This window comes from Pseudomonas sp. GW823-FHT06B06, assembly GCF_058795195.1.
The window spans coordinates 90,808-111,642 of sequence record NZ_JBXAHO010000023.1 but is presented as its reverse complement, the minus strand read 5'-3'; the positions used below and the strand labels follow the sequence as shown (position 1 = coordinate 111,642).

Annotated in this window: 17 protein-coding genes and 1 pseudogene; 10 read left to right on the top strand and 8 right to left on the bottom strand. The window is 60.5% G+C overall.

Annotation, left to right across the window (positions count from 1 at the left end):
• Positions 1-181 precede the first annotated feature (181 nt).
• From AC1Q8Q_RS20870 to AC1Q8Q_RS20860, 3 genes are read left to right on the top strand one after another with little or no spacing between them, the layout of a single operon-like run.
• Positions 182-841, top strand: a complete 660-nt coding sequence (locus AC1Q8Q_RS20870) for a paraquat-inducible protein A (RefSeq protein WP_492598705.1) — start codon at positions 182-184, stop codon at positions 839-841.
• The gene (locus AC1Q8Q_RS20865) at positions 828-1,451 is read left to right on the top strand and encodes a paraquat-inducible protein A (RefSeq protein ID WP_020799717.1); all 624 of its coding nucleotides are present in this window, start codon (positions 828-830) and stop codon (positions 1,449-1,451) included. The genes AC1Q8Q_RS20870 and AC1Q8Q_RS20865 overlap by 14 nt, the downstream gene beginning before the upstream one ends.
• The gene (locus AC1Q8Q_RS20860) at positions 1,444-3,747 is read left to right on the top strand and encodes a PqiB family protein (protein ID WP_168758951.1); all 2,304 of its coding nucleotides are present in this window, start codon (positions 1,444-1,446) and stop codon (positions 3,745-3,747) included. Before AC1Q8Q_RS20865 ends, AC1Q8Q_RS20860 begins: the two co-directional genes overlap by 8 nt.
• 184 nt (positions 3,748-3,931) lie before the next feature.
• On the opposite strand, the gene mksF is transcribed toward AC1Q8Q_RS20860, so the two are convergent.
• The 3 genes from mksF to mksB are packed head-to-tail and all read right to left on the bottom strand — an operon-like array spanning position 3,932 to position 8,737.
• On the bottom strand, positions 3,932-6,772 hold the full coding sequence (gene mksF / locus AC1Q8Q_RS20855) for an Mks condensin complex protein MksF (RefSeq protein ID WP_020799719.1): 2,841 nt from the start codon (positions 6,770-6,772) through the stop codon (positions 3,932-3,934).
• The gene (gene mksE / locus AC1Q8Q_RS20850) at positions 6,769-7,470 is read right to left on the bottom strand and encodes an Mks condensin complex protein MksE (RefSeq protein WP_020799720.1); all 702 of its coding nucleotides are present in this window, start codon (positions 7,468-7,470) and stop codon (positions 6,769-6,771) included. The genes mksF and mksE overlap by 4 nt, the downstream gene beginning before the upstream one ends.
• Entirely contained in the window at positions 7,460-8,737 is a 1,278-nt protein-coding gene (gene mksB, locus AC1Q8Q_RS20845; protein ID WP_162276381.1) for an Mks condensin complex protein MksB, read from the bottom strand. Before mksB ends, mksE begins: the two co-directional genes overlap by 11 nt.
• A gap of 236 nt (positions 8,738-8,973) precedes the next feature.
• On the opposite strand from mksB, the gene AC1Q8Q_RS20840 reads away from it, so the two are divergent.
• Positions 8,974-9,714, top strand: a complete 741-nt coding sequence (locus AC1Q8Q_RS20840) for an energy transducer TonB (RefSeq protein WP_168759232.1) — start codon at positions 8,974-8,976, stop codon at positions 9,712-9,714.
• Complete coding sequence (gene rimI / locus AC1Q8Q_RS20835) at positions 9,707-10,159, top strand: ribosomal protein S18-alanine N-acetyltransferase (RefSeq protein WP_007978046.1); 453 nt, start codon at positions 9,707-9,709, stop codon at positions 10,157-10,159. The genes AC1Q8Q_RS20840 and rimI overlap by 8 nt, the downstream gene beginning before the upstream one ends.
• Before the next feature lie 48 nt (positions 10,160-10,207).
• Here the strand turns inward: rimI and AC1Q8Q_RS20830 are convergent, their stop codons facing one another.
• Complete coding sequence (locus tag AC1Q8Q_RS20830) at positions 10,208-10,612, bottom strand: hypothetical protein (RefSeq protein WP_033039044.1); 405 nt, start codon at positions 10,610-10,612, stop codon at positions 10,208-10,210.
• A 167-nt stretch (positions 10,613-10,779) separates the two neighbouring features.
• Between AC1Q8Q_RS20830 and can the strand changes: the two genes are divergently transcribed.
• Positions 10,780-11,424: a carbonate dehydratase gene (gene can / locus AC1Q8Q_RS20825; RefSeq protein ID WP_008055619.1), complete on the top strand. Its 645-nt coding sequence runs from the start codon at positions 10,780-10,782 to the stop codon at positions 11,422-11,424.
• 82 nt (positions 11,425-11,506) lie between these two features.
• Here can and AC1Q8Q_RS20820 read toward each other — a convergent pair whose 3' ends face one another.
• The 3 genes from AC1Q8Q_RS20820 to AC1Q8Q_RS20810 all read right to left on the bottom strand — a co-directional run bounded on the left by AC1Q8Q_RS20820 (position 11,507) and on the right by AC1Q8Q_RS20810 (position 14,736).
• Positions 11,507-12,679 carry a hypothetical protein gene (locus tag AC1Q8Q_RS20820; protein WP_492598704.1) on the bottom strand — a complete coding sequence of 391 codons (1,173 nt, stop codon included), beginning with the start codon at positions 12,677-12,679 and terminating at the stop codon, positions 11,507-11,509.
• Between the two features lie 150 nt (positions 12,680-12,829).
• Positions 12,830-13,150, bottom strand: coding sequence for a hypothetical protein (locus AC1Q8Q_RS20815; protein WP_020799725.1), 321 nt, complete (start codon positions 13,148-13,150; stop codon positions 12,830-12,832).
• A gap of 167 nt (positions 13,151-13,317) precedes the next feature.
• Entirely contained in the window at positions 13,318-14,736 is a 1,419-nt protein-coding gene (locus tag AC1Q8Q_RS20810) for a short-chain fatty acid transporter (protein ID WP_033039034.1), read from the bottom strand.
• A 200-nt stretch (positions 14,737-14,936) separates the two neighbouring features.
• Here AC1Q8Q_RS20810 and AC1Q8Q_RS20805 point away from each other — a divergent pair, with 200 nt between their 5' ends.
• The 4 genes and pseudogenes from AC1Q8Q_RS20805 to ddlA all read left to right on the top strand — a co-directional run bounded on the left by AC1Q8Q_RS20805 (position 14,937) and on the right by ddlA (position 18,877).
• On the top strand, positions 14,937-16,250 hold the full coding sequence (locus tag AC1Q8Q_RS20805; RefSeq protein ID WP_042955697.1) for an MFS transporter: 1,314 nt from the start codon (positions 14,937-14,939) through the stop codon (positions 16,248-16,250).
• A gap of 128 nt (positions 16,251-16,378) precedes the next feature.
• Positions 16,379-17,155 (top strand): annotated as a pseudogene (locus AC1Q8Q_RS20800) (PAS domain-containing protein); the annotation flags it as partial.
• The gene (locus tag AC1Q8Q_RS20795) at positions 17,135-17,695 is read left to right on the top strand and encodes a methyl-accepting chemotaxis protein (protein WP_420850702.1); all 561 of its coding nucleotides are present in this window, start codon (positions 17,135-17,137) and stop codon (positions 17,693-17,695) included. The pseudogene AC1Q8Q_RS20800 and the gene AC1Q8Q_RS20795, both read left to right, overlap by 21 nt.
• Positions 17,696-17,782: 87 nt before the next feature.
• Positions 17,783-18,877: a D-alanine--D-alanine ligase gene (ddlA, locus tag AC1Q8Q_RS20790; RefSeq protein WP_492598703.1), complete on the top strand. Its 1,095-nt coding sequence runs from the start codon at positions 17,783-17,785 to the stop codon at positions 18,875-18,877.
• Between the two features lie 51 nt (positions 18,878-18,928).
• On the opposite strand, the gene ggt is transcribed toward ddlA, so the two are convergent.
• Complete coding sequence (gene ggt, locus AC1Q8Q_RS20785) at positions 18,929-20,761, bottom strand: gamma-glutamyltransferase (RefSeq protein WP_492598702.1); 1,833 nt, start codon at positions 20,759-20,761, stop codon at positions 18,929-18,931.
• Positions 20,762-20,835 lie beyond the last annotated feature (74 nt).

Here is a 20,835-nt window from a genome sequence, read left to right as displayed (position 1 = left end):
TTTCCCCATGTGAGAGTAGGTCATCGTCAAGATTAAATTCCAAAACCCCTATCTGCGTATGCAGGTAGGGGTTTTGTCTTTTGCCGAAAGAAAATCACACTGATTCGTGCACAAATTGGCACAGTTATTTTCGATTCAGGGCACTAGAATAGGCCCAACCTTTTCGGAGTCAGAGCGTTATATGCCAGATCCGGTTGACGCCTCAAGGCTGTCAGAATTACCGCTGAACGATTTGGTGGCGTGCCACGAGTGCGACTTGCTGATGCGCAAGCCCAAGCTCGATCATGGTGAGAAAGCCCTGTGTCCGCGATGTGGTTACGAGCTCTATGCTCATCGATACAACGTCGTACAGCGCAGTCTCGCCCTGGTTATCGCGGCATTGCTGTTGTACATCCCGGCGAACTTTTTACCCATCATGCAACTCAACCTGCTTGGGCAATCGACGCAAGACACTGTCTGGAGCGGGGTTGTCGGGCTTTTCGATACAGGCATGCAAAGCGTTTCAGTCATTGTGTTCCTGTGCAGCATGGCGATTCCGCTGCTCAAGCTGCTCTGCCAACTGGTCGTGTTGCTGAGTATCCGATTTAACGTCGGACGTAGCTACGGCTTGCTGCTTTACCGTATTTACCACCATTTACGGGACTGGGGGATGCTTGAGGTTTACCTCATGGGCGTACTGGTCGCGATCGTCAAGCTGGCAGATATGGCAGCAATGACCATTGGTCTTGGCTTGGCGTGCTTCATTGGATTGTTGTTGGTCCAGGTCTGGCTGGAGGTAGTGATGTCTCCTCACCAGATCTGGCAGGCTTTATCAGGAGAGGATGCCCATGCGGGCGATTGATGCAGGCATTCTGATTTGCGCCGAATGCCATGAATTGAACAAGCAGGAAGCTGATGTCGACGATCAGGTCTGCACTCGGTGCGGCGCACTGGTGCATGCCCGCCGTCCCAACAGTGTGGCGCGGACCTGGGCGTTGCTGATCACCGCCGCCATTCTTTACATACCGGCCAATGTGCTGCCGATCATGACCGTGAGCTCCCTGGGCAAGGGTGATCCCAGCACCATCATGTCCGGAGTGATCCAACTGGTTCAGCACGGCATGATTCCCATTGCCGCAGTGGTATTTATCGCCAGCATTGTGGTGCCCACGTTCAAACTGGTGGGGATCGCCTTGCTGCTGTTTTCCGTACAGCGCCACCAGCCACTCTCGGCCCGCCAGCGCATATGGATGTACCGCTTTATCGAGTTCATCGGCCGCTGGTCGATGCTCGATATCTTTGTAATCGCCATCCTGGTGGCGCTCGTGAATTTTGGCCGGCTGGCCACCATTGAAGCTGATCTGGGCGCCATTGCGTTCGCCAGCGTGGTGATTCTGACGATGCTTGCCGCAGTAACTTTCGATCCCCGACTGATTTGGGATAACACGGAGTCGGACGACGACCATGACTGATCTGCCTACAGCTAAAATCCGACCGGCTTCGAACTGGTCGGCTATCTGGGTATTGCCCCTGATTGCCCTGATCATTGGTGGCTGGCTCGGCTGGCGTGCCTACACCGAAACCGGCATCGAGATTCAGGTTCGTTTCGAAAGCGGTGAAGGCATCCAGGCCAACAAGACCGAAGTCGTCTACAAAGGCATGCCGGTCGGCAAGGTGAAAACCCTCAAGCTTGATGATGAAGGCAGTTCCAAAGGGGTGATCGCGACCGTTGAGATGAACAAGGACGTGGAGCAATACCTGCGCACCAGCACGCGCTTCTGGCTGGTCAAACCGAGTGTGACGCTGGCCGGTATTACCGGGCTGGAGACGCTGGTCTCGGGTAACTATGTCGCAATCAGCCCGGGTGAGGGCGAGCCTGCCCGCAAGTTCAAGGCCCTGGCACAGGAGCCACCGCTGTCGGACGCCCAACCCGGCCTGCACCTCACGATCAAGGCTGATCGCCTGGGCTCGCTGAACCGTGGCAGCCCGGTGTTCTACAAGCAGATCAAGGTCGGGCAGATCAAGAGCTACGTGCTCTCCGAGGACCAGAGTACTGTCGAGCTCAAGGTCTTCATCGAGCCGACGTACGCCAAGCTCGTGCGCAAACACACGCGTTTCTGGAACGCCAGCGGCATCAGCATCGATGCCAACCTGTCCGGTGTAAAAGTTCGCAGTGAATCCCTAGCCAGTATTGTTGCTGGTGGTATTGCGTTTGCCACTCCTGAAAATCGCAAGGACAGCCCGCCTACCGATCCGAGCCTGCCGTTCCGCCTTTATGAGGACTTCGATGCGGCTGCCGCCGGGATCAAGGTCAAGGTCAAGCTAAGCGACTTCGAAGGCTTGCAGGCGGGCCGTACGCCGGTGATGTATAAAGGTATTCAGGTCGGCACCCTCAAGGCCCTCAAGGTCGATCCCGATTTGTCCGGCGCCAGCGCCGAGTTGACCCTGGACCCGCTGGCCGAGGATTACCTGGTCGATGGCACCCAGTTCTGGGTGGTCAAGCCGTCGATTTCCCTGGCGGGCATTACCGGCCTGGAAGCATTGGTCAAGGGTAACTACATCGCCGTGCGTCCTGGGGACAAAGGCGCCGCGCCGCAACGTGAGTTTGTCGCACGGCCCAAGGCGCCGCCGCTGGATTTGCGTGCACCGGGCCTGCACCTGGTGTTGTTCACCGATAACCTCGGTTCGCTGGAAGTGGGCAGCCCGGTACTCTACAAGCAGGTCAAGGTGGGTTCGGTACAGAGCTATCAGTTTTCGCGCAAAAAGAAACAGCTGGTGATCGGGGTCCATATCGAGAAGGAATACGAAGACCTGGTCAACGCTTCCACGCGGTTCTGGAACGCCAGTGGCATCACCTTGACCGGTGGCCTGACTGGCGGGATCCAGGTCAAGAGTGAATCGTTGCAAAGCCTGATGGCTGGCGGCATCGCCTTCGAAACACCGGAGGCCAAGGCACCCTTGCAGAAGCGCATCCCGCGTTTCCGCCTGTTCGCCAGCCATGAGCTAGCCAACCAGAAAGGCGCGGTGATCACCATCAAGGTTGACCGTGCCGATGGCCTGCGCACTGGCACGCCCATCCGCTTCAAGGGGCTGGATGTCGGCAAGATCGAAGACGTTGACCTGAGTGACGATCTGCAGTCGGTGCTGCTGACTGCGCGGATCGATGAAGTCCCGGAGCGCATCGCTCGTGTCGGCAGTCAGTTCTGGGTGGTCAAGCCCGAGTTGGGGCTGATCAAGACGTCGAACCTGGAAACATTGGTTACCGGGCAATACATCGAGGTGCAACCGGCAGCGAAGAACCTGGGCCCGCAGAAGAATTTCGTGGCGCTGGCCAATCCCCCGGAAACTGCCAAGCAGGAAGCTGGTTTGAGCCTGACGTTGAGCGCTCCTCGTCGTGGTTCGCTGAAGGCTGGGGTTCCGGTGACTTATCGAGAAATCACCGTGGGCAAGGTGACGGGTTATGAGTTGGGCCAGACGGCCGATCGTGTGTTGATCCGCATCCTGATCGAGCCCAAGTACGCGCCATTGGTCCGCAGCGGCACGCGGTTCTGGAACACCAGCGGTTTTGACTTTGATGTGGGTCTGTTCAGAGGGGCGACAGTGCGTACTGAATCGCTTGAGACGATGATCCAGGGCGGTGTCGCCTTTGCTACGCCGGATGGTGATCGCATGGGCACCCCCGCGCGACCGGAGCAGACATTCCCGCTGTTCGACAAGTTCGAAGAGGAATGGCTGACCTGGGCGCCGAAGATTCCGCTCGGCAAGTAGTGTATTGGCGGCTGTGATGCCGCCTTCGCGAGCAGGCTCGCTCCCACAGTGGTCAGCGTCGTTCACATATTTTGTGTACGCCACGGACTAAATGTGGGAGCGAGCCTGCTCGCGAAGAACCTCTCCAAATAAAAAGGCCGCAATCCATTGGATCGCGGCCTTTTTATTACCTTCGATTCAAGTCTCAGACCGCATCCAGCTCCGGCTCATCCGCTTCAACGTTCACAGTCGCCTTCACCTCGTCGTGACGACGAATGTACTTCCAATCATCCTCATCAATGTAGATGCCAGCCGGGCCGCTACCACCTTCCAGGTCGATGGCGACACTGGCGCAGACCTGTGGCTTCACACTGGCCAGGATGGGCACGAAGCCCAGTTGTAGACTGGTCTCCAGCAACGCCGCCTGGTTTTTCTCGTCGATGTCCGCCGCCTCGTCGAGGTAGTACGGCAAGCGCACACGTCCGGCCAGGTCGCGGTCCATCAAGTGCAGCAACAAATACATGTTGGTCAGCGCCTTGATGGTCATGGTGGTGCCGTTGGACGCGGCGCCGTCGATGTCGGTGTGGATAACCGGCGATCCATTGACCTTGGTGATCTCGAACGCCAGTTCGAACAAGTCCTTGAGGCCGAGCTGGTTGTGGTTTGCCGCCACCAGCCGCGCCAGGTATTCCTTGGCCTCTTCGTTCTTGTTGTCCTGCTCGGCGCTCTGGCTCAGGTCGAAGACGGACAGGGTCTCGCCTTCTTCGTACTGGCCGGCGCTGTGGATGATCTGGTCGATGTGCTTGAGTGCTTCCTTGTTCGGCGCCAGTACGATGCGGAAGCTTTGCAGGTTGGACACCTGACGTTTGTTGATCTCGCGGTTGAACAGCGCCAACTGGTGCTCGAGGCTGTCGTAGTCGCTGCGGATGTTGCGCAGGGTCCGGGCGATGTCGGTAACAGCCGCACGCCGGGCCTTGCCGAGGGTCAGGGCTTCGTCGGTACGGTGTGCGTAGGCGTTGATCAGCAGTTGCAGGCGACGTTCCATATCGTCTTCGCTGTCGAACTTGGCCACGCCCTTGAGGCGCACCTGGGCGTACAGCGCCTCGATCTGGCCATCGGCACGCAACAGGCCTTGCCAGCTGTCCTGATAGTCGTTGAGCAACGGCAGCAGGTTGTCCATCGAATCGTCGACCGGATCCATGAACGGCGTGCCGAACGGCAGATCCGCCGGCAACAACTGACGGCGGCGCAGGGCGTCGTCGAGGGTGCGTTGCTTGGCTTCCATGTCACCGATCTGCCGGCCGACCAGTTGCAGCTTGGCGGACAGTTGCTGGACGCGTTCGGTGAAAGCATCGCTGGAGCGCTTCAATTCGTCCTGGGCGGCTTCCATCTGCGCCAGCTGCTCCAGCTTGTCGCCCTCTTCGGCGCTCAGGGTTTGCGCGCGACGGAAGTCTTCCAAGGCTTTCTGGGCATCCAGCACCTGCTGGTACAGCGCTTCGGTCTGGGTCTTGCTCGCGGCGCGGTCGGCGGCCACGGCTTGCTGGGTTTTCAGTTGCTTGAGTTCTTTTTCCAGTCGCTCTTTCTGGTCGCGCAGCGCGGCACGGTCAGCCAGGGCTTGCAGGGCCGGGGGCTCGATGTGCGAGATGTCGATGGACAGGCCCGGTACTTCGAAGCGCTCGCCTTTGAAACCGTCGAGGATCAGCTCTACGGATTTGACCCAGTCGCCGTTGTCGTCGAGGGTAATGCCGTGCTCGCCCAGCGGCAGGCTGAACAGTGCGCTGTTGAACAGGCGCATCAGGCGCTCGACGTCCTGCTGCGAGAATTCTTCGCGCAGGCGGGCGTAGCTGTTGTTGTCGGCGTGGTCGAGTTGTTGCTTGACCGACTTCAGGCGTTTTTCCAGCTCACGCAGGCGTTCTTCCAGGTCCTCGGCACTGAATTGCCGCGACTGCGCCAAGGCACCTGCCAGCTCATCGTGGGCGTCCTTGGCCGCGAGCAGTTGTTGCTCGAGCACCTTGACGTCTTCGACCAGGGCAAAACGATGCTTGAGCACCGCCAGCTCGCCGAGCCAGCGCTGGATGCCAGTGATTTCCCGCTCCAGGCGCATCAGCTCCTGGGTGCCGCCACGCTGATCGTTCTGCAGGGCGTCCTGCTCGTGGCGATAGTGCTCGGCCTGGATGGTCAGCTCTTCCTTGCGGGCACTGGCGTAGTCCGACCAAGTGCCGAGCAGGGAGTCGAGCAGCGGCGAGAGGCGGTGCAGCTTGCCGCGCAGGATATCGCGCTGTTTCACGCCGTTGGCGAGGGCTTCGACCAGGGGACCGGCTGCCACCAGCGATTGGTAGTCCTGTTCCATGCGTCGTACGTCGCGGAAAGCTTCTTCGCACGCGGCGATGTAGTCGACGCTACCGGAACGCAGGCTGTGCTCGAAGGCGTCGAGGAACAGTTGCTTGAGCTTGGCCGCGGTGATTTCGCGCATGTGCAGCAGGTTGATGAACAGCGCGCGGAAGGTCTTCAGGCTCTGTTCGCTGGTAGAGCGCAGGGGGATCAGTGTCAGGTCCAGCGGGATCGAGGTGTGTCCACCGACCAGCAAGCGCCGCAATTCATCGGGCTTGAGTTCGTAGGCTTTGAGGCCTTCGCGCTCAAGGTTGCTGAACAACTCCTTCTGGCGCAGGCAGGTGTCGTTTTTCTGGTAGTGGGCCAGGTCCAGCCGGCCGGCGTAGGCAAAGAACTGGTGACCGAAGCCGCCACCCGGACCGCGTCCGACCACGCCGATCACGTGGGGGCCATGGGGCAGGTTCACCTCCACCAGGATGTAGCTGGTGTCGGAGGCGAAATAGAAGCGCCGGGATTGCTCCAGGCTGTACTTGCCGAAGCTCATGTCCGACATGCGTGCCAGGATCGGGAACTGCAGCGCATTGATCGAAGCGGATTTACCGAGGTTGTTCGCGCCGTAGACCGACAGCGGCTCTTCCAGCGGGAACAGGCCGAGGGTGTAGCCGGCGGTGTTCAAAAGGGCAAAGCGGCGGATGCCGTAGCGTTCCTTGATCATGCGTCGAGCTCCTGTTCTTCGGCAATGGCGCGGGCCAGGGCGTCTTCTTCGCTTTCATCTGCAAACTCTGCCAAGTCGAGCGGGTCGTCGGTCTGCAGTAGTTTTTCATCGCTGTCTTCATCGATCAGCACCGGAGCCGGCAGCGGCAGTACGCTGTGCAGGCTGGCCGCCAGGTCACGGTCCTGTTGCACCGATAGGCACACATCGAGGAAACGGTGCATCGGCGGCAGGAAACGGTACACGCCGTTTTCTTCGCCGGCGAAGCCGAGTTGGGTCATGCGGCGCATGATTTTTTCTTCCAGCTCATCCTGGGTCTGTACTTCGGCCTGGATGAACAGGTCGCGGTACTTTTCCAGCAGCGATGGCAGTTCATCGCGACCCAGGCTGCCGCCGTCGAGCACGGCGACCGGGTCGCGGCCCTGATCGGCCAGGTGCTCGACAAGGATGAAGGTGAACAGCGCCAGACGCTGCGCGGTCTTATTCACCGCCGCGGCGGCCAGGTCCGGTACGAAATAGTAGAAACCACGGGTGTCGCAGACCAGTTCAAACCCCAGGGCCTTGAACAGCGTGCGGTACTGGTCCTGGAAGTTCGACAGCTGCGCATACAGCTCAGGATCGCGGCGGCTGACGTGGTAGCCCTTGAACAGCTCGCGAAAGATCGGTGCCAGTTGGGACAGTTCGGAAAGATCAAGATGCATGGGGGATGCTCGCAGAATTCTCGGTAGGGTCATCGCCGACCGAGAGCAGGGCGAAGGAGCGCAGGCTGACCTGGTGCTCGTGTGTGTGGTAGTCGCGACGTTCCAGGCGTTCGCGCTTGAAGCGTTTTTCCCGGGACAGTCGCGAGAACCAGTACAGCAATTCGTCGGTGGCACCGTCCGGCTCTTGCTCCAGCAGCCAGGTCATCAGGTCCGGCATCGGCAGGGCGTCTTCGCAGCGTTCGAGCATCTCCCGAACCGTGCGTGGCGCACGTGGAGCTTCGCCTTTCTGGGTTTTGTGGGCCTTGGGGAAGCGCGCCGGTTTCGGTTCGAAGCGGGCCAGGGCATAAACGTAGGCCTCGACCTGGCTGGCGCTGCCGAGGAAGGTGCTTTGCGGGCGTGTGAACAACGGCATTGCCGCCTGCGGCACGGCATCGATGCCTTTTCGGCGAATGGCGGACAGGGCCAGGGCCGCGCCACGGGTGACAGCGTTGTGGCGACGTGCCTCTTCACGCAGCGGCAGCAATAGTTCGCGCGCGTGACGCAGGGTCAACTGGGCGCTGGTCTGCATTTCAAGGATACGCGCGTGAGTGCGCAGCAACATGTCGTCATCGACCAGGTGGCCGAGGCGTTGCTGCTCGGAGAGCATCTTCAGCAGCACGGTTTCAACCTTGCGCACGCCTTGTTCGAAAGCGCCGTCGGCGTTCACCAGATCAATCATCGGCTCGACGTATTCGTCCCAGGTCGCCAGCACTTCAGCGTAACGCTGGCGCAATGGAATCTGTCGGTCGCTGGTTTTCGCCCTTTCGGCGACGGCCACCAGTGCTTGTTCGTCGTTATCGAGTTTTTTCAGTACATCGCGAACTCGCATGTCGAGCAGGCGAAGCTGGCGGGCCAGGTCGTTGCCGTCGCGGATGTCGAAGGCGTCCTGGATGTAGCCGGCCAGGCGCTCGAGATGGCGCAGATAGGCTTCGATTTCCAGGCACAGGCCCAAACGGTGTTCACGGCGCAGGTAGGCGAGGAAGTCGTGAATTTGCGCATTGAGCTCGAAACGGTTCGGGCTTTTCGCCACCGGAACCAGAATATCGAGGCGAATCCACACGTCCAGCAGGCTGGTGATGTCCTGCGGCGTACTGTCGAGTTGCTGGGCGGCCAGTTGCGTGCGCAGTTCGTTGAGGCTCAGGGTGCCTTGGTCGAAATGCTCGCACAGTGGCTCCAGAAGTGCCCAGTGTTCAGCGAGGGCGCGCAAGACGCGCTTGGGTTCGATCATCGGAATGGCCGGCTGGTTGGCGAATAAAAGCCGCGATTGTACTGCATCAGGCACGATGCGATTCACTCTCGGGACGGGCTGTCGCCATTTTTCACAAGTGGAAAGATTATCGGTGCAGTCTATCGATCAACAGCGGGCGATCTTGCGCGAAGGGCGGTAGAATCGGCGCACTTTAGTTATCCACAAGTGGCCGACCTTTGCTTATCGAGTCCCGTCGTCGCGCTTATTTGAACGCCATGCAGGTGGTCAACTGGTTGCCGCGCACCGAATTGCCCTTTGCCGCCCCGTCGCGGCCCGAGCTGCTGGAGCCGCCCGAAGCGCTGGTCGAGGCTCCCGTGGCGCCTGTGCCGGTGGTCGAGACGCCCGTCGTGCCTACGGTAAAACCCGCCGAGCGGGTGAAGGTCGAGGTGCCGCGGCCATCGCTGGCCAGCACGCGCACTGGCGCAAAACCTGCGGCCGAGGAGGCGCCGGTGGTCGCCAGGGTCGCGCCGGTGCCGCCGCCGCGCTTTGCCCTGCAACTGCTGCGAGCCGGCCGCTGCCTGCTGCTGGTGGAGTTACCCACAGGTGAATCCTTCCAGGCACGCGACCCTGCTTATCTGCTGCTCAAGGACATGCTGCGAGCCGCCGGTCTGCCGGACAGCCCGCAGATCATCGGCGAGCCAGTACGCTGGCCGCTGCTGGTGCGTGGGACGATGGACCAGGGCCCGGAGGCCGCCCGTGACTTTGTGCAAGGTTTCCTCTCGGTGCGCATGGAAGAAGTGCCATGCGCCTGCCTTTGGCTGATCGGCCTGCCCGCGGTGCGGTTTGCCGGTGAAGCGGACTCTGATGCGTTCAACCGCGAATTGCAGATTGAGGGCCTGGGCTCGGCGTGGGCGGTACCGGGCCTGGAATTGTTAATGGAAGAGCCACAGCGCAAGGCCGCCGTGTGGCAAGCCATGCGTCGGCTGATGGCGCGTTGGAAAGAATCGAATGAGTGACGCTGTATCGTTCCGCCCGATGACCGAGGCGGACCTGGAAACTGTTCTGAAGATCGAGTATGCGGCCTACAGCCATCCCTGGACCCGCGGGATTTTTCTCGATGGCCTGGGCAAGTATCAGATCTGGCTGATGTTCGAAGGTCAGCAGCAGGTGGGCCATGGGGTGGTGCAGATCATTCTTGACGAGGCGCATCTGCTCAACATCACCGTCAAGCCGGAAAACCAGGGCCGAGGCCTGGGTTTGACCTTGCTGGAACATTTGATGTCGATCGCCTACAAGGCCGATGCCCGGGAATGCTTCCTGGAAGTGCGCGACAGCAATACCGCGGCGTTCAAGCTGTATGAGCGTTACGGTTTCAACGAGATCGGACGTCGACGGGATTACTACCCGGCGGTGGGTGGGCGCGAAGATGCGGTGGTCATGGCCTGTACATTGGTGGATTGATCACCATCGTTTTGGTTGAACGCCGATTCCTGCGGCAGCTCCTACAGATCAGCGTTTCTTGTCCAGCGGATCGCTCTGCGCCATCTCTGCCTCGTCCAACCCGTTGCCCCCACCAATCTCGTCTTCATCGACAATGCTCAAGTCCCAATCGGCCTGATCACCTTCACCCAATTCCTGGGCATCCCGCGCACCGTCCTCACGGATGAGTGTTTCCGAGGTCAGGTCATCATCGGTCGATTCATGATCATCGGTCGATGCACCCGTCATGCCGGCTTCACGCACGCGTTCTTCAGGTATCAGCTGCTTGCGTTCCTTGTGTGGCAATTCATCGCCGATTTTTGCGCTGGGTTCTTCCGTGTCGAAATCCAGCTCATGCACCGAGCCCATGCGATCTTCGTTATCATCGATGGGTTCCGGTTGCACCGCATCGTACGGACGTCGTGAATCAGTCATGGCAATTCCTCATACTGTTAGCCTTATAGAGTGGACCCACTGGGTTGCAGGGAATTCCACCGGCATGGAGCGCCATGAACGGGCAGCGGCGGGCATTTGCATAACGCGCGTGACCCCGACGGACGGTTGTCTGTCAAAGCAGCGCACCATTATCGAGGCTTCATTGCATGAACGAATTACAAGATCTGATTGATAACAACGAGCGCTGGGCCGACGCGATCACCAAAGAAGATCCTGACTTCTTCGCCAAGCTGGCTCGTCAACAAACGCCGGAGTACCTGTGGATCGGCTGTTCCGATGCGCGGGTGCCGGCCAACGAGATCGTCGGCATGCTGCCGGGCGATCTGTTCGTGCACCGCAACGTGGCCAACGTGGTGTTGCATACGGATCTCAACTGCCTGTCGGTGATCCAGTACGCGGTCGACGTACTCAAGGTCAAGCATATCCTCGTGACCGGCCACTATGGCTGTGGCGGCGTGCGCGCCTCGATGCAGGACCGTCAGTTCGGCCTGATCGACGGTTGGCTGCGTTCGATTCGCGATCTCTACTACGAGAAACGTGAAGAACTCGCCAAATTGGCCACCGAAGAGGAGCAGGTCGACCGCCTCTGCGAGCTCAACGTGATTCAGCAAGTGGCCAACGTCGCCCATACCAGCATTGTGCAAAATGCCTGGCACCGCGGGCAGAACCTGTCGATTCACGGTTGCATCTACGGCATCAAGGACGGTCGCTGGAAAAGCCTGAACACCACGATCAGCGGTTTCGAGCAATTGCCACCGCAGTATCGACTGCGTCCGGTCGAGAAGTTGTAAGCCTGCGCAGCAGACGCTTTGCCGACGCCAGTGTTGCAAAAACATCTGGTCGTCGGCGCTCTCCGTCAGTTGACTCGTCAGCCTATAGCGCGGGCGCGGGTATCGCCGGGGCTGGCGCTGGCACCTTGAGCAATTTGAGCTGGGCCTTGATCGATGCTGTCGCACATTTGCCCGCGGCCTGTCCCGGGGTCAGCTTGCGGATCGAGGTGTAGAACAGCGCACAGGTTTTATCGGCCTGGGCTACTTGCCATGTCTGGGTGCAGCTTTTCAGCTCGATATCGGGATTGGTGTCCGTTTCACGGCCCATGGCGGCCTGCCAGCAAGCGGCACTCAAATCCTGGCCCATGACTTTCAGGCCCGCAGTATCGGCTTGGGCCTGGGCGTCTTTGCCGGTGTAGCTGGCTGGATCGGCGGCGTACCAGATGTAGCTGGGATGGTTGGCGCCCAATAGCGGTACTTTTACTCCGTCGACCGGGCTGATTGTCACCAGGCTCAACACATTCACGGTTGGCCCGTATTGCTGCTTGATCCAATTGCGCACCGGTGCACCGAAGGCAACCGTTGGCAAGGCCGCGCCGCTGGAATGTACGGTCACCTGCTTGACCATGTTGGTCTGGTAGTCCTTGAAGTAGTCGTAGACGCCTTCCAGATCCTTGCCGGCGTTCGAAGGTGCGGCAATCGGGGCGATATCGATAATGGTTTGGTAGCCCGGTAGCTGCTCGGGCGGGACGCCATTGATGGTCAGCAGCGTGGCCCAGCGATCCGTGGTGGCCGACTTCAGGTAATCCTGGGCCTGGGTCAGCGAATAATCGGGTGGGAAGTGCAGCAGCTCGACGCTTCTGCGGTTTTCCAGGGCCATGCCCAGTGGCAGGAAAAAATGCCAGTTATAGGCCCACTTGCCGTCGGCATTCAGTTTGCTCGCACCGTTGTAGGCCAGCTCGCCGGCGTCAAGCAGTGCTGCCAGGGGTTTTTCATAGCGCCTGGGCACGCCCGTGATTTCGGCATGGAGTTGACCGTTTTCGGTTTTGACCAGGACCTTGGCCTCGCTATAGCCATCGCGCTGCACGCTTTGCGTCAGGTAGTGCTCGACGGTCTGCTCCAGCGTCCAGTTGCGAAAGCAGATCACGTTGCAGTTGTTGGGATAGGCGAACAAACGACTGACGCGTTCGGTGCTGCCCAGCTTCAGGGCGATATCGGCATGAGCAGCGGTGCTCAGGGTGAGGGCCGCGAGAGTGAGGCCTGCGAGTCTTAACATGCTCAGATCCTTTTCAGCGTGGTCGCGATACGAAGATGCACGTCATACTGGATCAACACAATGATGCAGAAAACCAGGCCTCAAGCACTTTTTTTCGAAGCGTGCGATCCAGCCCGCGATCAGTGTTTGCGGGGGAGTGAGGTCAGGCGATCACAACAGGCGTAGCGCCAATTGGCTGCCGGCACGCAAGTACTCGACCTGTGCGGTAACCGCATCCTTGACGATAGCCTCACCGGTATCGCTCAGCCTGGCTTTTTTGGCATCGAGGACGGCGCTTTGCAGTAACTGCATGGCGACATCCATCGCTTTCTGAAAGGCCGTCACATTGTTGTGCTGGCCAAATTCGCGGACAACGGCGTCCATGCGGCGATCGGCATCGTCTCGCAGGGCCCTGTACTCAACCACCGAGACGTTACCGTCCTGGTAAATTTCATTGATCAACTCTTCCAGTGTCTTGGATATCGGTGTCATCGGATCTTCCTTGGGTTTTTGGTGATTGATACTCCGGGACAGGTTAATTCAAGGAAGCTGGTTGCGAGAGTCAGGGCTTGCCGTTGGATTGGGTGGGACAACGCTGCGCGTTTTGTAAGAAAAACGCGCAGTCTCAGGTCGCGCTGACCCTCGCTGTAGCCGCTTCCCTATGGCATCACCGGCGGCGTATACGCCAGCGTCGTTCCGAGTGCCCACAGCAGCACCAGCACCAGTGGTGTGTGTACCAGCAATTGCACGAACGAGAAGCCGATCAGGTCTCGCGCCTTCAATCCCAGCACGCCCAGCAGCGGCAGCATGTAGAACGGGTTGATCAGGTTGGGCAGCGCTTCGGCGGCGTTGTAGATCTGCACGGCCCAGCCCAGGTGGTAGTTCAAGTCGTTCGCCACTTGCATCACATACGGTGCTTCGATGATCCATTTACCGCCGCCGGACGGAATGAAGAAGCCGAGGATCGCCGAGTACACGCCCATCAGCAGGGCATAGGTGTCATGGGAGGCAATGCTCACGAAGAAGGTCGAGATGTGGTGGGCGAGGGTCTGCGCGTCGGCGCCCTTGACCGTGGTCATCAGTGCGGCGATCGAACCGTACAGTGGGAACTGGATCAGCACGCCGGTGGTGGTCGGCACCGCGCGGGCCACCGCGTCGAGGAAGCTGCGCGGGCGCCAGTGCAACAGGGCACCGAGCATGATGAACAGGAAGTTGTAGGTGTTGAGACCGGAAATCGCGCTGATCGCAGGTTTGGTGGAAAACTCATGGAACAGCCACCCAGCCGCCAGCAGCACCAACAGGATGGTCAGCAGCGGGCTGTGTTCCAGCCATTCTCCGGGACGGGTGCGTGGTTGCAGTGGTGGCAGGTTGAAACTCGGGTCGACGCCACAGGCCTGGGCGTCTCGCGCCGTGTGCGGGCCGGGGGCAGTGGCGTAGGCGATGATCAGCGAGATGACGATCAAGGCCAGCAACATGACGCCCGACTGCCAGAGAAAGATCGTTTGGGTGAACGGAATCACCCCGGTAATCGACAGGATCGACGGCGGCAGGCTGGCCGGGTTGGCCTGCAACTGCGCAGCAGACGAAGACAGGCCCAGGGCCCACACCGCGCCCAACCCCAGGTACGCGGCTGCACCCGCGGCGCGATAGTCCATCTTAAGGTCGGTACGGCGGGCAAGGGCGCGCACCAGCAAGCCGCCAAACACCAGTGACAAACCCCAGTTAAGCAGCGACGCGACCATGGAAATCAGGGCCACCCAGGCCACCGCGGAGCGCCCGTTTTTCGGCAACTTCGCCAGGCGATCGATCAGCTTCACCGCCGGTGGCGAGCTGGCGACCACATAACCGCCGATCACCACGAACGCCATTTGCATGGTGAACGGGATCAGGCTCCAGAAGCCGTCACCAAAGGCCATGGCCGCATCAGTCGGCTTGGCGCCCATGGCCATGGTGGCCACGGCGACAATGATCACCGCCAGGGCGGCAAATACCCAGGAGTCGGGGAACCAGCGTTCGGCAAAGCTTGAACAGCGCAGGGCAAAGCGGGCGGAGCGGGTATCTTCGATATCAGCGGCCACGGGACTACCTCGAATTATTATGTTTGTTGTGGTCTTCGGGGCAGCATAGGCCCCTCTGGACAGACGCCAACCTTAATTCAAACGAGTGTTTTTTGCGGCGCTGATTTAGGCCTATGGGACTTTGGTCTAACGGGTTGTCCGTCGGCGCGTTTGCGTAGACCATGGGCGCCTTGGTTTTTGCCTGTGCCAGAGTTCTTTTCATGACTGCCAATATAGATCCACGTCCGCTGCCATTCAGCCGCTCGGACTACAAGACCCTGGGGCTCGCGGCTCTCGGTGGCGCGCTGGAAATCTACGACTTCATCATCTTCGTATTTTTCGCCCTGACCTTAAGCCAGCTGTTTTTCCCGCCCGAAATGCCTGAGTGGCTGCGGCTTCTGCAAAGCTTTGGCATCTTCGTCACCGGGTACCTGGCGCGGCCCCTGGGTGGGATCCTGATGGCGCATTTCGCCGACAGTCTGGGTCGCAAGAAGGTGTTCAGCCTGAGCATCCTGATGATGGCGCTGCCGTGCCTGCTGATCGGAATCATGCCGACCTACGCGCAGATCGGCTATTTCGCGCCACTGCTGCTGTTGGCCCTGCGCGTCCTCCAGGGCGCGGCGGTGGGTGGCGAGGTGCCGAGCGCCTGGGTATTCGTAGCGGAACACGCGCCAGTCGGCCATCGCGGCTACGCCCTGGGCTTCCTGCAGGCGGGGCTGACCTTTGGTTATTTGCTTGGCGCCCTGACGGCAACCTTCCTGGCGCAGACTTTTACTCCAGCGGAAATCCTCGATCACGCCTGGCGTTATCCTTTCCTGCTGGGCGGGGTGTTTGGCGTGATTGGCGTCTGGTTGCGGCGCTGGCTCAGCGAAACGCCGGTGTTCATGGCCATGCAAGCCCGGCGCGAGGCAGCCATCGAGTTGCCGTTACGGGCAGTCCTGCGTGAACATCGCCTGGCCCTGCTGCCCGCGATGATTCTCACCTGCGTGCTGACATCAGCGGTGGTGGTGTTCGTGGTCATCACCCCGACCATGATGCAAAAAACCTTCGGCATGACCGCCAGCCACACCTTCGCCCTGAGCGCATTGGGCATCGTGTTCCTGAACATTGGCTGCGTGCTCGCCGGTCTGCTGGTCGATCGCATCGGCGCCTGGCGTACCGTCATGCTTTATAGCCTGTTGCTGCCACTGGGTATCGGCGTGCTCTACACCTGCCTGATCAGCGGTGGCAACTGGGTCGGCCTGGCCTACGCGGTGGCTGGACTGAGTTGCGGAGTAGTGGGCGCGGTGCCATCGGTGATGGTCAGCCTGTTCCCGGCGCGGATTCGCGTCTCGGGTATTTCCTTCACCTACAACATCGCCTACGCCGCCTGGGCGAGCATCACGCCCTTGCTGTTGATCGGCCTGATGCCATGGAGCCCCTGGATCTGCGTGATTTTTTGCGCGGTGATGGGGGCGGTGGGTGTGGGCAGTGCGGCGTATTTCGGCTCGCGGGCACCGGGAGTCGCCGGTTGCCCAGCCGCCGGTACAGCGTGATAGGCAGGGACGATTGGCGCGGTTTCATTATATTTGTAGGACAATCCTCAAGCGCTCTTCAGAAAATCCCTGCAAGGCCGATGGCTAGGCTCTAAGTCGCTTTCTATTCCAGTCCATCGGTGCGTCCCATGTTCAATAAACGCTTGAAGCAGGAGCTGTCGGCTCTTCGCGAAGAACTCTCCAGCCTGCAGCAAGTGAAGGAAAGCCTGGAAAGCGAGATGCTCGTGCTGACCCTCGATATTGACGGGAGGGTGCAGTCGGTCAACCAGAACTTCCTCGGCGAGATGCACTACAAGAGCAACGAGCTGATCGGCCGGCACATCGAAGAGATCGTTCCGGATCATGTGAAAAACGACGAATTCCAGCTACGTTTCAAGACCGCACTGAGTCGGGGCGAGCACTTTGCCGGTGCCGTGCGTCTGTTGCGTGGCACTGGCCAGGAAGCCTGGTTGCGTTCAATTGTGCAGCCCGTGCGCACGGCAGACGGGCGGATCAAGCATTTTTCGATTTTCTCCAGCGACCTGACCCGCACCATCGAGGCCTCCCGTGAGCATGAAAACCTGATCGGTGCACTGGTGCGTTCGACAGCGGTGATCGAGTTCGACCTCAATGGCAATGTGCTGACCGCCAACGAGCGCTTTCTCAGTGGCATGGGCTACAGCCTGGCGCAGATCAAGGGCAAGCATCACCGTACTTTTTGCTTTCCCGAGGACTACAACAGCGCCGAATACCAGGCGTTCTGGCGCCGTCTGAACACCGGAGAGTTCGTGGCCGAACGTTTCAAGCGCGTCGACAGCCACGGTCGTACAGTCTGGCTGGAGGCCTCCTACAACCCGGTGACCGATGCCAACAATAAACTCTACAAAGTGGTGAAATTCGCCACGGTGATCACCGATCAGGTCAACCAGGAGCAAGCGGTGGCCGAAGCGGCCAACATTGCCTACGGCACCTCGCAGCAAACCGATCAAAGCGCCCAGCGCGGCAACGCCGTGGTGACGCAGGCGGTGGATGTGATGCGTGACCTGGCCAGGCACATGCAAACCGCTGTCGATGGCATCGAAGCCTTGAATGAGCAATCACTGGTAATTGGCACCATCGTCAAGACCATCAGCGGGATTGCCGAACAAACCAACCTGCTGGCGCTCAATGCGGCCATCGAAGCGGCCCGTGCCGGTGAGCAGGGACGAGGTTTTGCCGTGGTGGCGGACGAGGTTCGGCAACTGGCTTCGCGCACCAGCCAGGCCACCGACGAGATTGTCCTCGTGGTGCGGCAAAACCAGGACATGGCGCGCAACGCCGTGGCCCTGATGGCCGACGGCAAGCTCCAGGCGGAACAGGGTCTGGCGCTGGCGGCGGAAGCAGGCTCGGTGATCGTCGAGATCCAGGATGGCGCGCAGAAAGTGGTCAATGCAGTGGGGCAGTTTGCCAATCAGTTGGCGAGCTGACTCCCTGCGAGCCGCTGGACGGCAGGACCTTGCAGTCGTAACGTGGCGGCTACCCAGGTTGCAAGCCATCCACGATGAGGTCAGGCAATGAGTAAACTGCGTGTGGGCGTTATTTTCGGGGGCCGCTCGACCGAGCACGAGGTGTCGCTGCAGTCGGCGAAAAACATTGTCGATGCACTGGATCGCTCGCGCTTCGAGCCGGTGTTGATCGGCATCGACAAGCAAGGCCATTGGCACCTCAACGACCCCTCGAACTTCCTGCTGAACCAGGAAAATCCGGCCCTGATCGCGCTCAATCAATCCAATCGCGAATTGGCCGTGGTTCCAGGCAAGGCCCACCAGCAATTGGTGGAAACCGCCGGTGCCGATCTGTTGGGTCACGTCGACGTGATATTCCCCATCGTCCACGGCACCCTTGGCGAAGACGGTTGCCTGCAGGGATTGCTGCGCATGGCCGACTTGCCGTTTGTCGGTTCCGATGTGCTGGGTTCGGCGGTCTGCATGGACAAGGACATCAGCAAGCGCCTGTTGCGTGATGCCGGCCTGGCCGTCACGCCGTTCGTCACCCTGACCCGCGCCAGCGCCGCGCGCACAGGCTTTGCCGAGGTCAGCGGCAAGCTCGGCCTGCCGCTGTTCGTCAAGCCGGCCAACCAGGGTTCTTCCGTCGGTGTGAGCAAGGTGAGCGACGAAGCCGAATATGCGGCGGCAGTCGAGCTGGCTTTGAGCTTCGATGAAAAAGTGCTGATCGAGTCGGCGGTCAAGGGCCGAGAGATCGAATGTGCGGTGCTTGGCAACGAAGACGCCATCGCCAGCGGCTGTGGCGAGATCGTGGTGCACAGTGGCTTCTATTCCTACGACAGCAAGTACATCGACGACAAAGCTGCTGAAGTCGTGGTGCCGACCAATATCAGCGTCGAGTCCAGCGAACGCATTCGCGCGATGGCGGTCGAGGCGTTCCAGCTGCTCGGCTGTTCCGGGCTGGCGCGCGTCGATGTATTTTTGACTGACAGTGGCGAAGTCCTGATCAATGAAATCAACTCCCTGCCAGGCTTCACCCGCATCAGCATGTACCCGAAACTGTGGCAGGCAGCGGGGATGACCTACAGTGAACTGGTCACGCGGCTGATCGAATTGGCGCTGGAAAAACACCAGGCTCGACGGGCGTTGAAAATCAGTCGTTGAGGAAAATGGGCCTGCCTTCGCCCAGGCAGGCCCCTTCACGCTGCAAGCGACTCAATCCCCCAACGTTTCCCCCTCCCGCCGAGGATCAGCCCCACCGGCCAGCGACGCCTTCCCCTGTGCATCCTTGACCCGGACAATCGCCTGGGTGCCGCTGGTCATGTCGATTTCGTTGACGCGGTGGCCCTTGTCCTTGAGTGCTTGGATTAGCGCCGGGCTGAACTGGCCGCTCTCCAGTTCGGTCGGGCCATTTCGGCTGCCGAAGTTGGGCAGGTTGATGGCTGCCTGTGTATCGAGGTTCCAGTCGAGCAGGCCGACGGTGGTTTTGGCCACGTATTCGATGATTTGTGAGCCGCCGGGAGAGCCGAGGCTGGCGACGAATTCGCCACTCTGGCGGTCGAAGATCAGCGTTGGGGCCATGGACGAGCGCGGACGCTTGCCGGGTTCGACGCGGTTGGCGACTTTCTGGCCGTTCTCTTCGGGAATGAACGAGAAGTCGGTCATCTCGTTGTTGAGCAGGAAGCCCTGGACCATCACATGCGAGCCGAAAGCGGATTCGATGGTGGTGGTCATCGACACCGCGCCGCCCTGGTCATCGACCGCCACCACTTGCGAGGTGGAGATGCGCAGGGGGGAGCGGTCTGGCGCGTAGGCGACCTGGATGCCCGGTGGCGTGCCGGGCTTGGCCGTGTCCATGCTGTGCTCGCCGACCAGCGCCGCCCGGCTGGCCAGGTAAGCCGGGTCGATCAAGCCCTTGACGGGCACTGGCACGAAGTCCGAGTCGGCCACGTACTGCGCGCGATCGGCATAGGCCAGGCGCTCGACTTCGCTGATCAGGTGCACGGCCTCGGCGGTTGGTTCGAGGCCAGCGGCTGTGCTGGCTTTCACCGGTTGCATCGGCGCCAGGGCCCAACGCTTGTCGCTTGTCTCCAGGGCTTGCAGCGTGCCGAGGATCTGCGCCATGGCGATCCCGCCCGATGAGGGGGGCGGCATGCCACAGACCTGCCAGCGCTTGTAGTCGGTGCACAAAGGCGCGCGTTCCTTGGCGCTGTAGTTGACCAGGTCGCTCAGCGACAGGCTGCCCGGGTTGGCGTGACCCTGGACCTTGGCCACGATCTCTTGTGCGATAGGCCCTTTGTACAAGGCATCCGGTCCTTCCTTGGCGATGCGTTGCAAGGCGGCAGCCAAGGGCGGATTCTTCAACAGGGTGCCGCTGGCTTTCGGGCTGCCATCGGCATTCAGGAAGTAGGCCGTCATTTCCGCAGAGCGCTTTATGGACGAATCCGCAGCGATCAACCGATGCAGGCGAGGCGAGATGACAAAGCCTTGATCGGCCAATTCGATGGCGGGCTCGAACAGCTGCGCCCATGGCAAACGACCGTGTTTGCGATGGGCCAGCTCAAGGGCTCGCAACACCCCGGGAGTTCCCACCGAGCGCCCGCCAATCTGTGCCTGGGTGAAGGGCATCGGCTGGCCATCGGCCTGCAGGAACAGTTTCTCGGTGGCACCGGCCGGTGCGGTTTCGCGCCCGTCGTAGGCGCGCACGGATTGGCCATCCCAGAGCACGATCAACGCGCCGCCACCGATGCCCGAGGACTGCGGTTCGACCAGCGTCAGAACCGCTTGCATGGCAATGGCGGCATCGATGGCCGAACCGCCCCGACGCAGCATCTCGCGCCCGGCTTCGGCGGCCAATGGGTTGGCGGCTGCGGCCATGTGGCGTGAAGCGTGTCGGGTCTGCAGGTCGGTACGATAACCGGACGCGTTTTCCGGTGCCGTGGGCAGCGTCGGGGCGGACGCGTTGTGGCAGGCACCAAGGGTCAGCGCGGTGATGATCAGCGCCAGGGCTGGCAGGCGCGCGCGACTCGAATGGGAGGCTGGGAACATGGAGGCACTCCGTCCGTGGGATAAATATACCGGGGACTGTATCGGTGACCTCGCAGTGACGCAAACCAGGTCCC

Excerpts from the sequence above, each read along its gene's own strand:
- AC1Q8Q_RS20870 (WP_492598705.1), top strand. The coding sequence starts at position 182 with ATGCCAGATCCGGTTGACGCCTCAAGGCTGTCAGAATTACCGCTGAAC.
- AC1Q8Q_RS20865 (WP_020799717.1), top strand. The coding sequence starts at position 828 with ATGCGGGCGATTGATGCAGGCATTCTGATTTGCGCCGAATGCCATGAA.
- AC1Q8Q_RS20860 (WP_168758951.1), top strand. The coding sequence starts at position 1,444 with ATGACTGATCTGCCTACAGCTAAAATCCGACCGGCTTCGAACTGGTCG.
- mksF (WP_020799719.1), bottom strand. The coding sequence starts at position 6,772 with ATGATCAAGGAACGCTACGGCATCCGCCGCTTTGCCCTTTTGAACACC.
- mksE (WP_020799720.1), bottom strand. The coding sequence starts at position 7,470 with ATGCATCTTGATCTTTCCGAACTGTCCCAACTGGCACCGATCTTTCGC.
- mksB (WP_162276381.1), bottom strand. The coding sequence starts at position 8,737 with ATGATCGAACCCAAGCGCGTCTTGCGCGCCCTCGCTGAACACTGGGCA.
- AC1Q8Q_RS20840 (WP_168759232.1), top strand. The coding sequence starts at position 8,974 with ATGCAGGTGGTCAACTGGTTGCCGCGCACCGAATTGCCCTTTGCCGCC.
- rimI (WP_007978046.1), top strand. The coding sequence starts at position 9,707 with ATGAGTGACGCTGTATCGTTCCGCCCGATGACCGAGGCGGACCTGGAA.
- AC1Q8Q_RS20830 (WP_033039044.1), bottom strand. The coding sequence starts at position 10,612 with ATGACTGATTCACGACGTCCGTACGATGCGGTGCAACCGGAACCCATC.
- can (WP_008055619.1), top strand. The coding sequence starts at position 10,780 with ATGAACGAATTACAAGATCTGATTGATAACAACGAGCGCTGGGCCGAC.
- AC1Q8Q_RS20820 (WP_492598704.1), bottom strand. The coding sequence starts at position 12,679 with ATGTTAAGACTCGCAGGCCTCACTCTCGCGGCCCTCACCCTGAGCACC.
- AC1Q8Q_RS20815 (WP_020799725.1), bottom strand. The coding sequence starts at position 13,150 with ATGACACCGATATCCAAGACACTGGAAGAGTTGATCAATGAAATTTAC.
- AC1Q8Q_RS20805 (WP_042955697.1), top strand. The coding sequence starts at position 14,937 with ATGACTGCCAATATAGATCCACGTCCGCTGCCATTCAGCCGCTCGGAC.
- ddlA (WP_492598703.1), top strand. The coding sequence starts at position 17,783 with ATGAGTAAACTGCGTGTGGGCGTTATTTTCGGGGGCCGCTCGACCGAG.
- ggt (WP_492598702.1), bottom strand. The coding sequence starts at position 20,761 with ATGTTCCCAGCCTCCCATTCGAGTCGCGCGCGCCTGCCAGCCCTGGCG.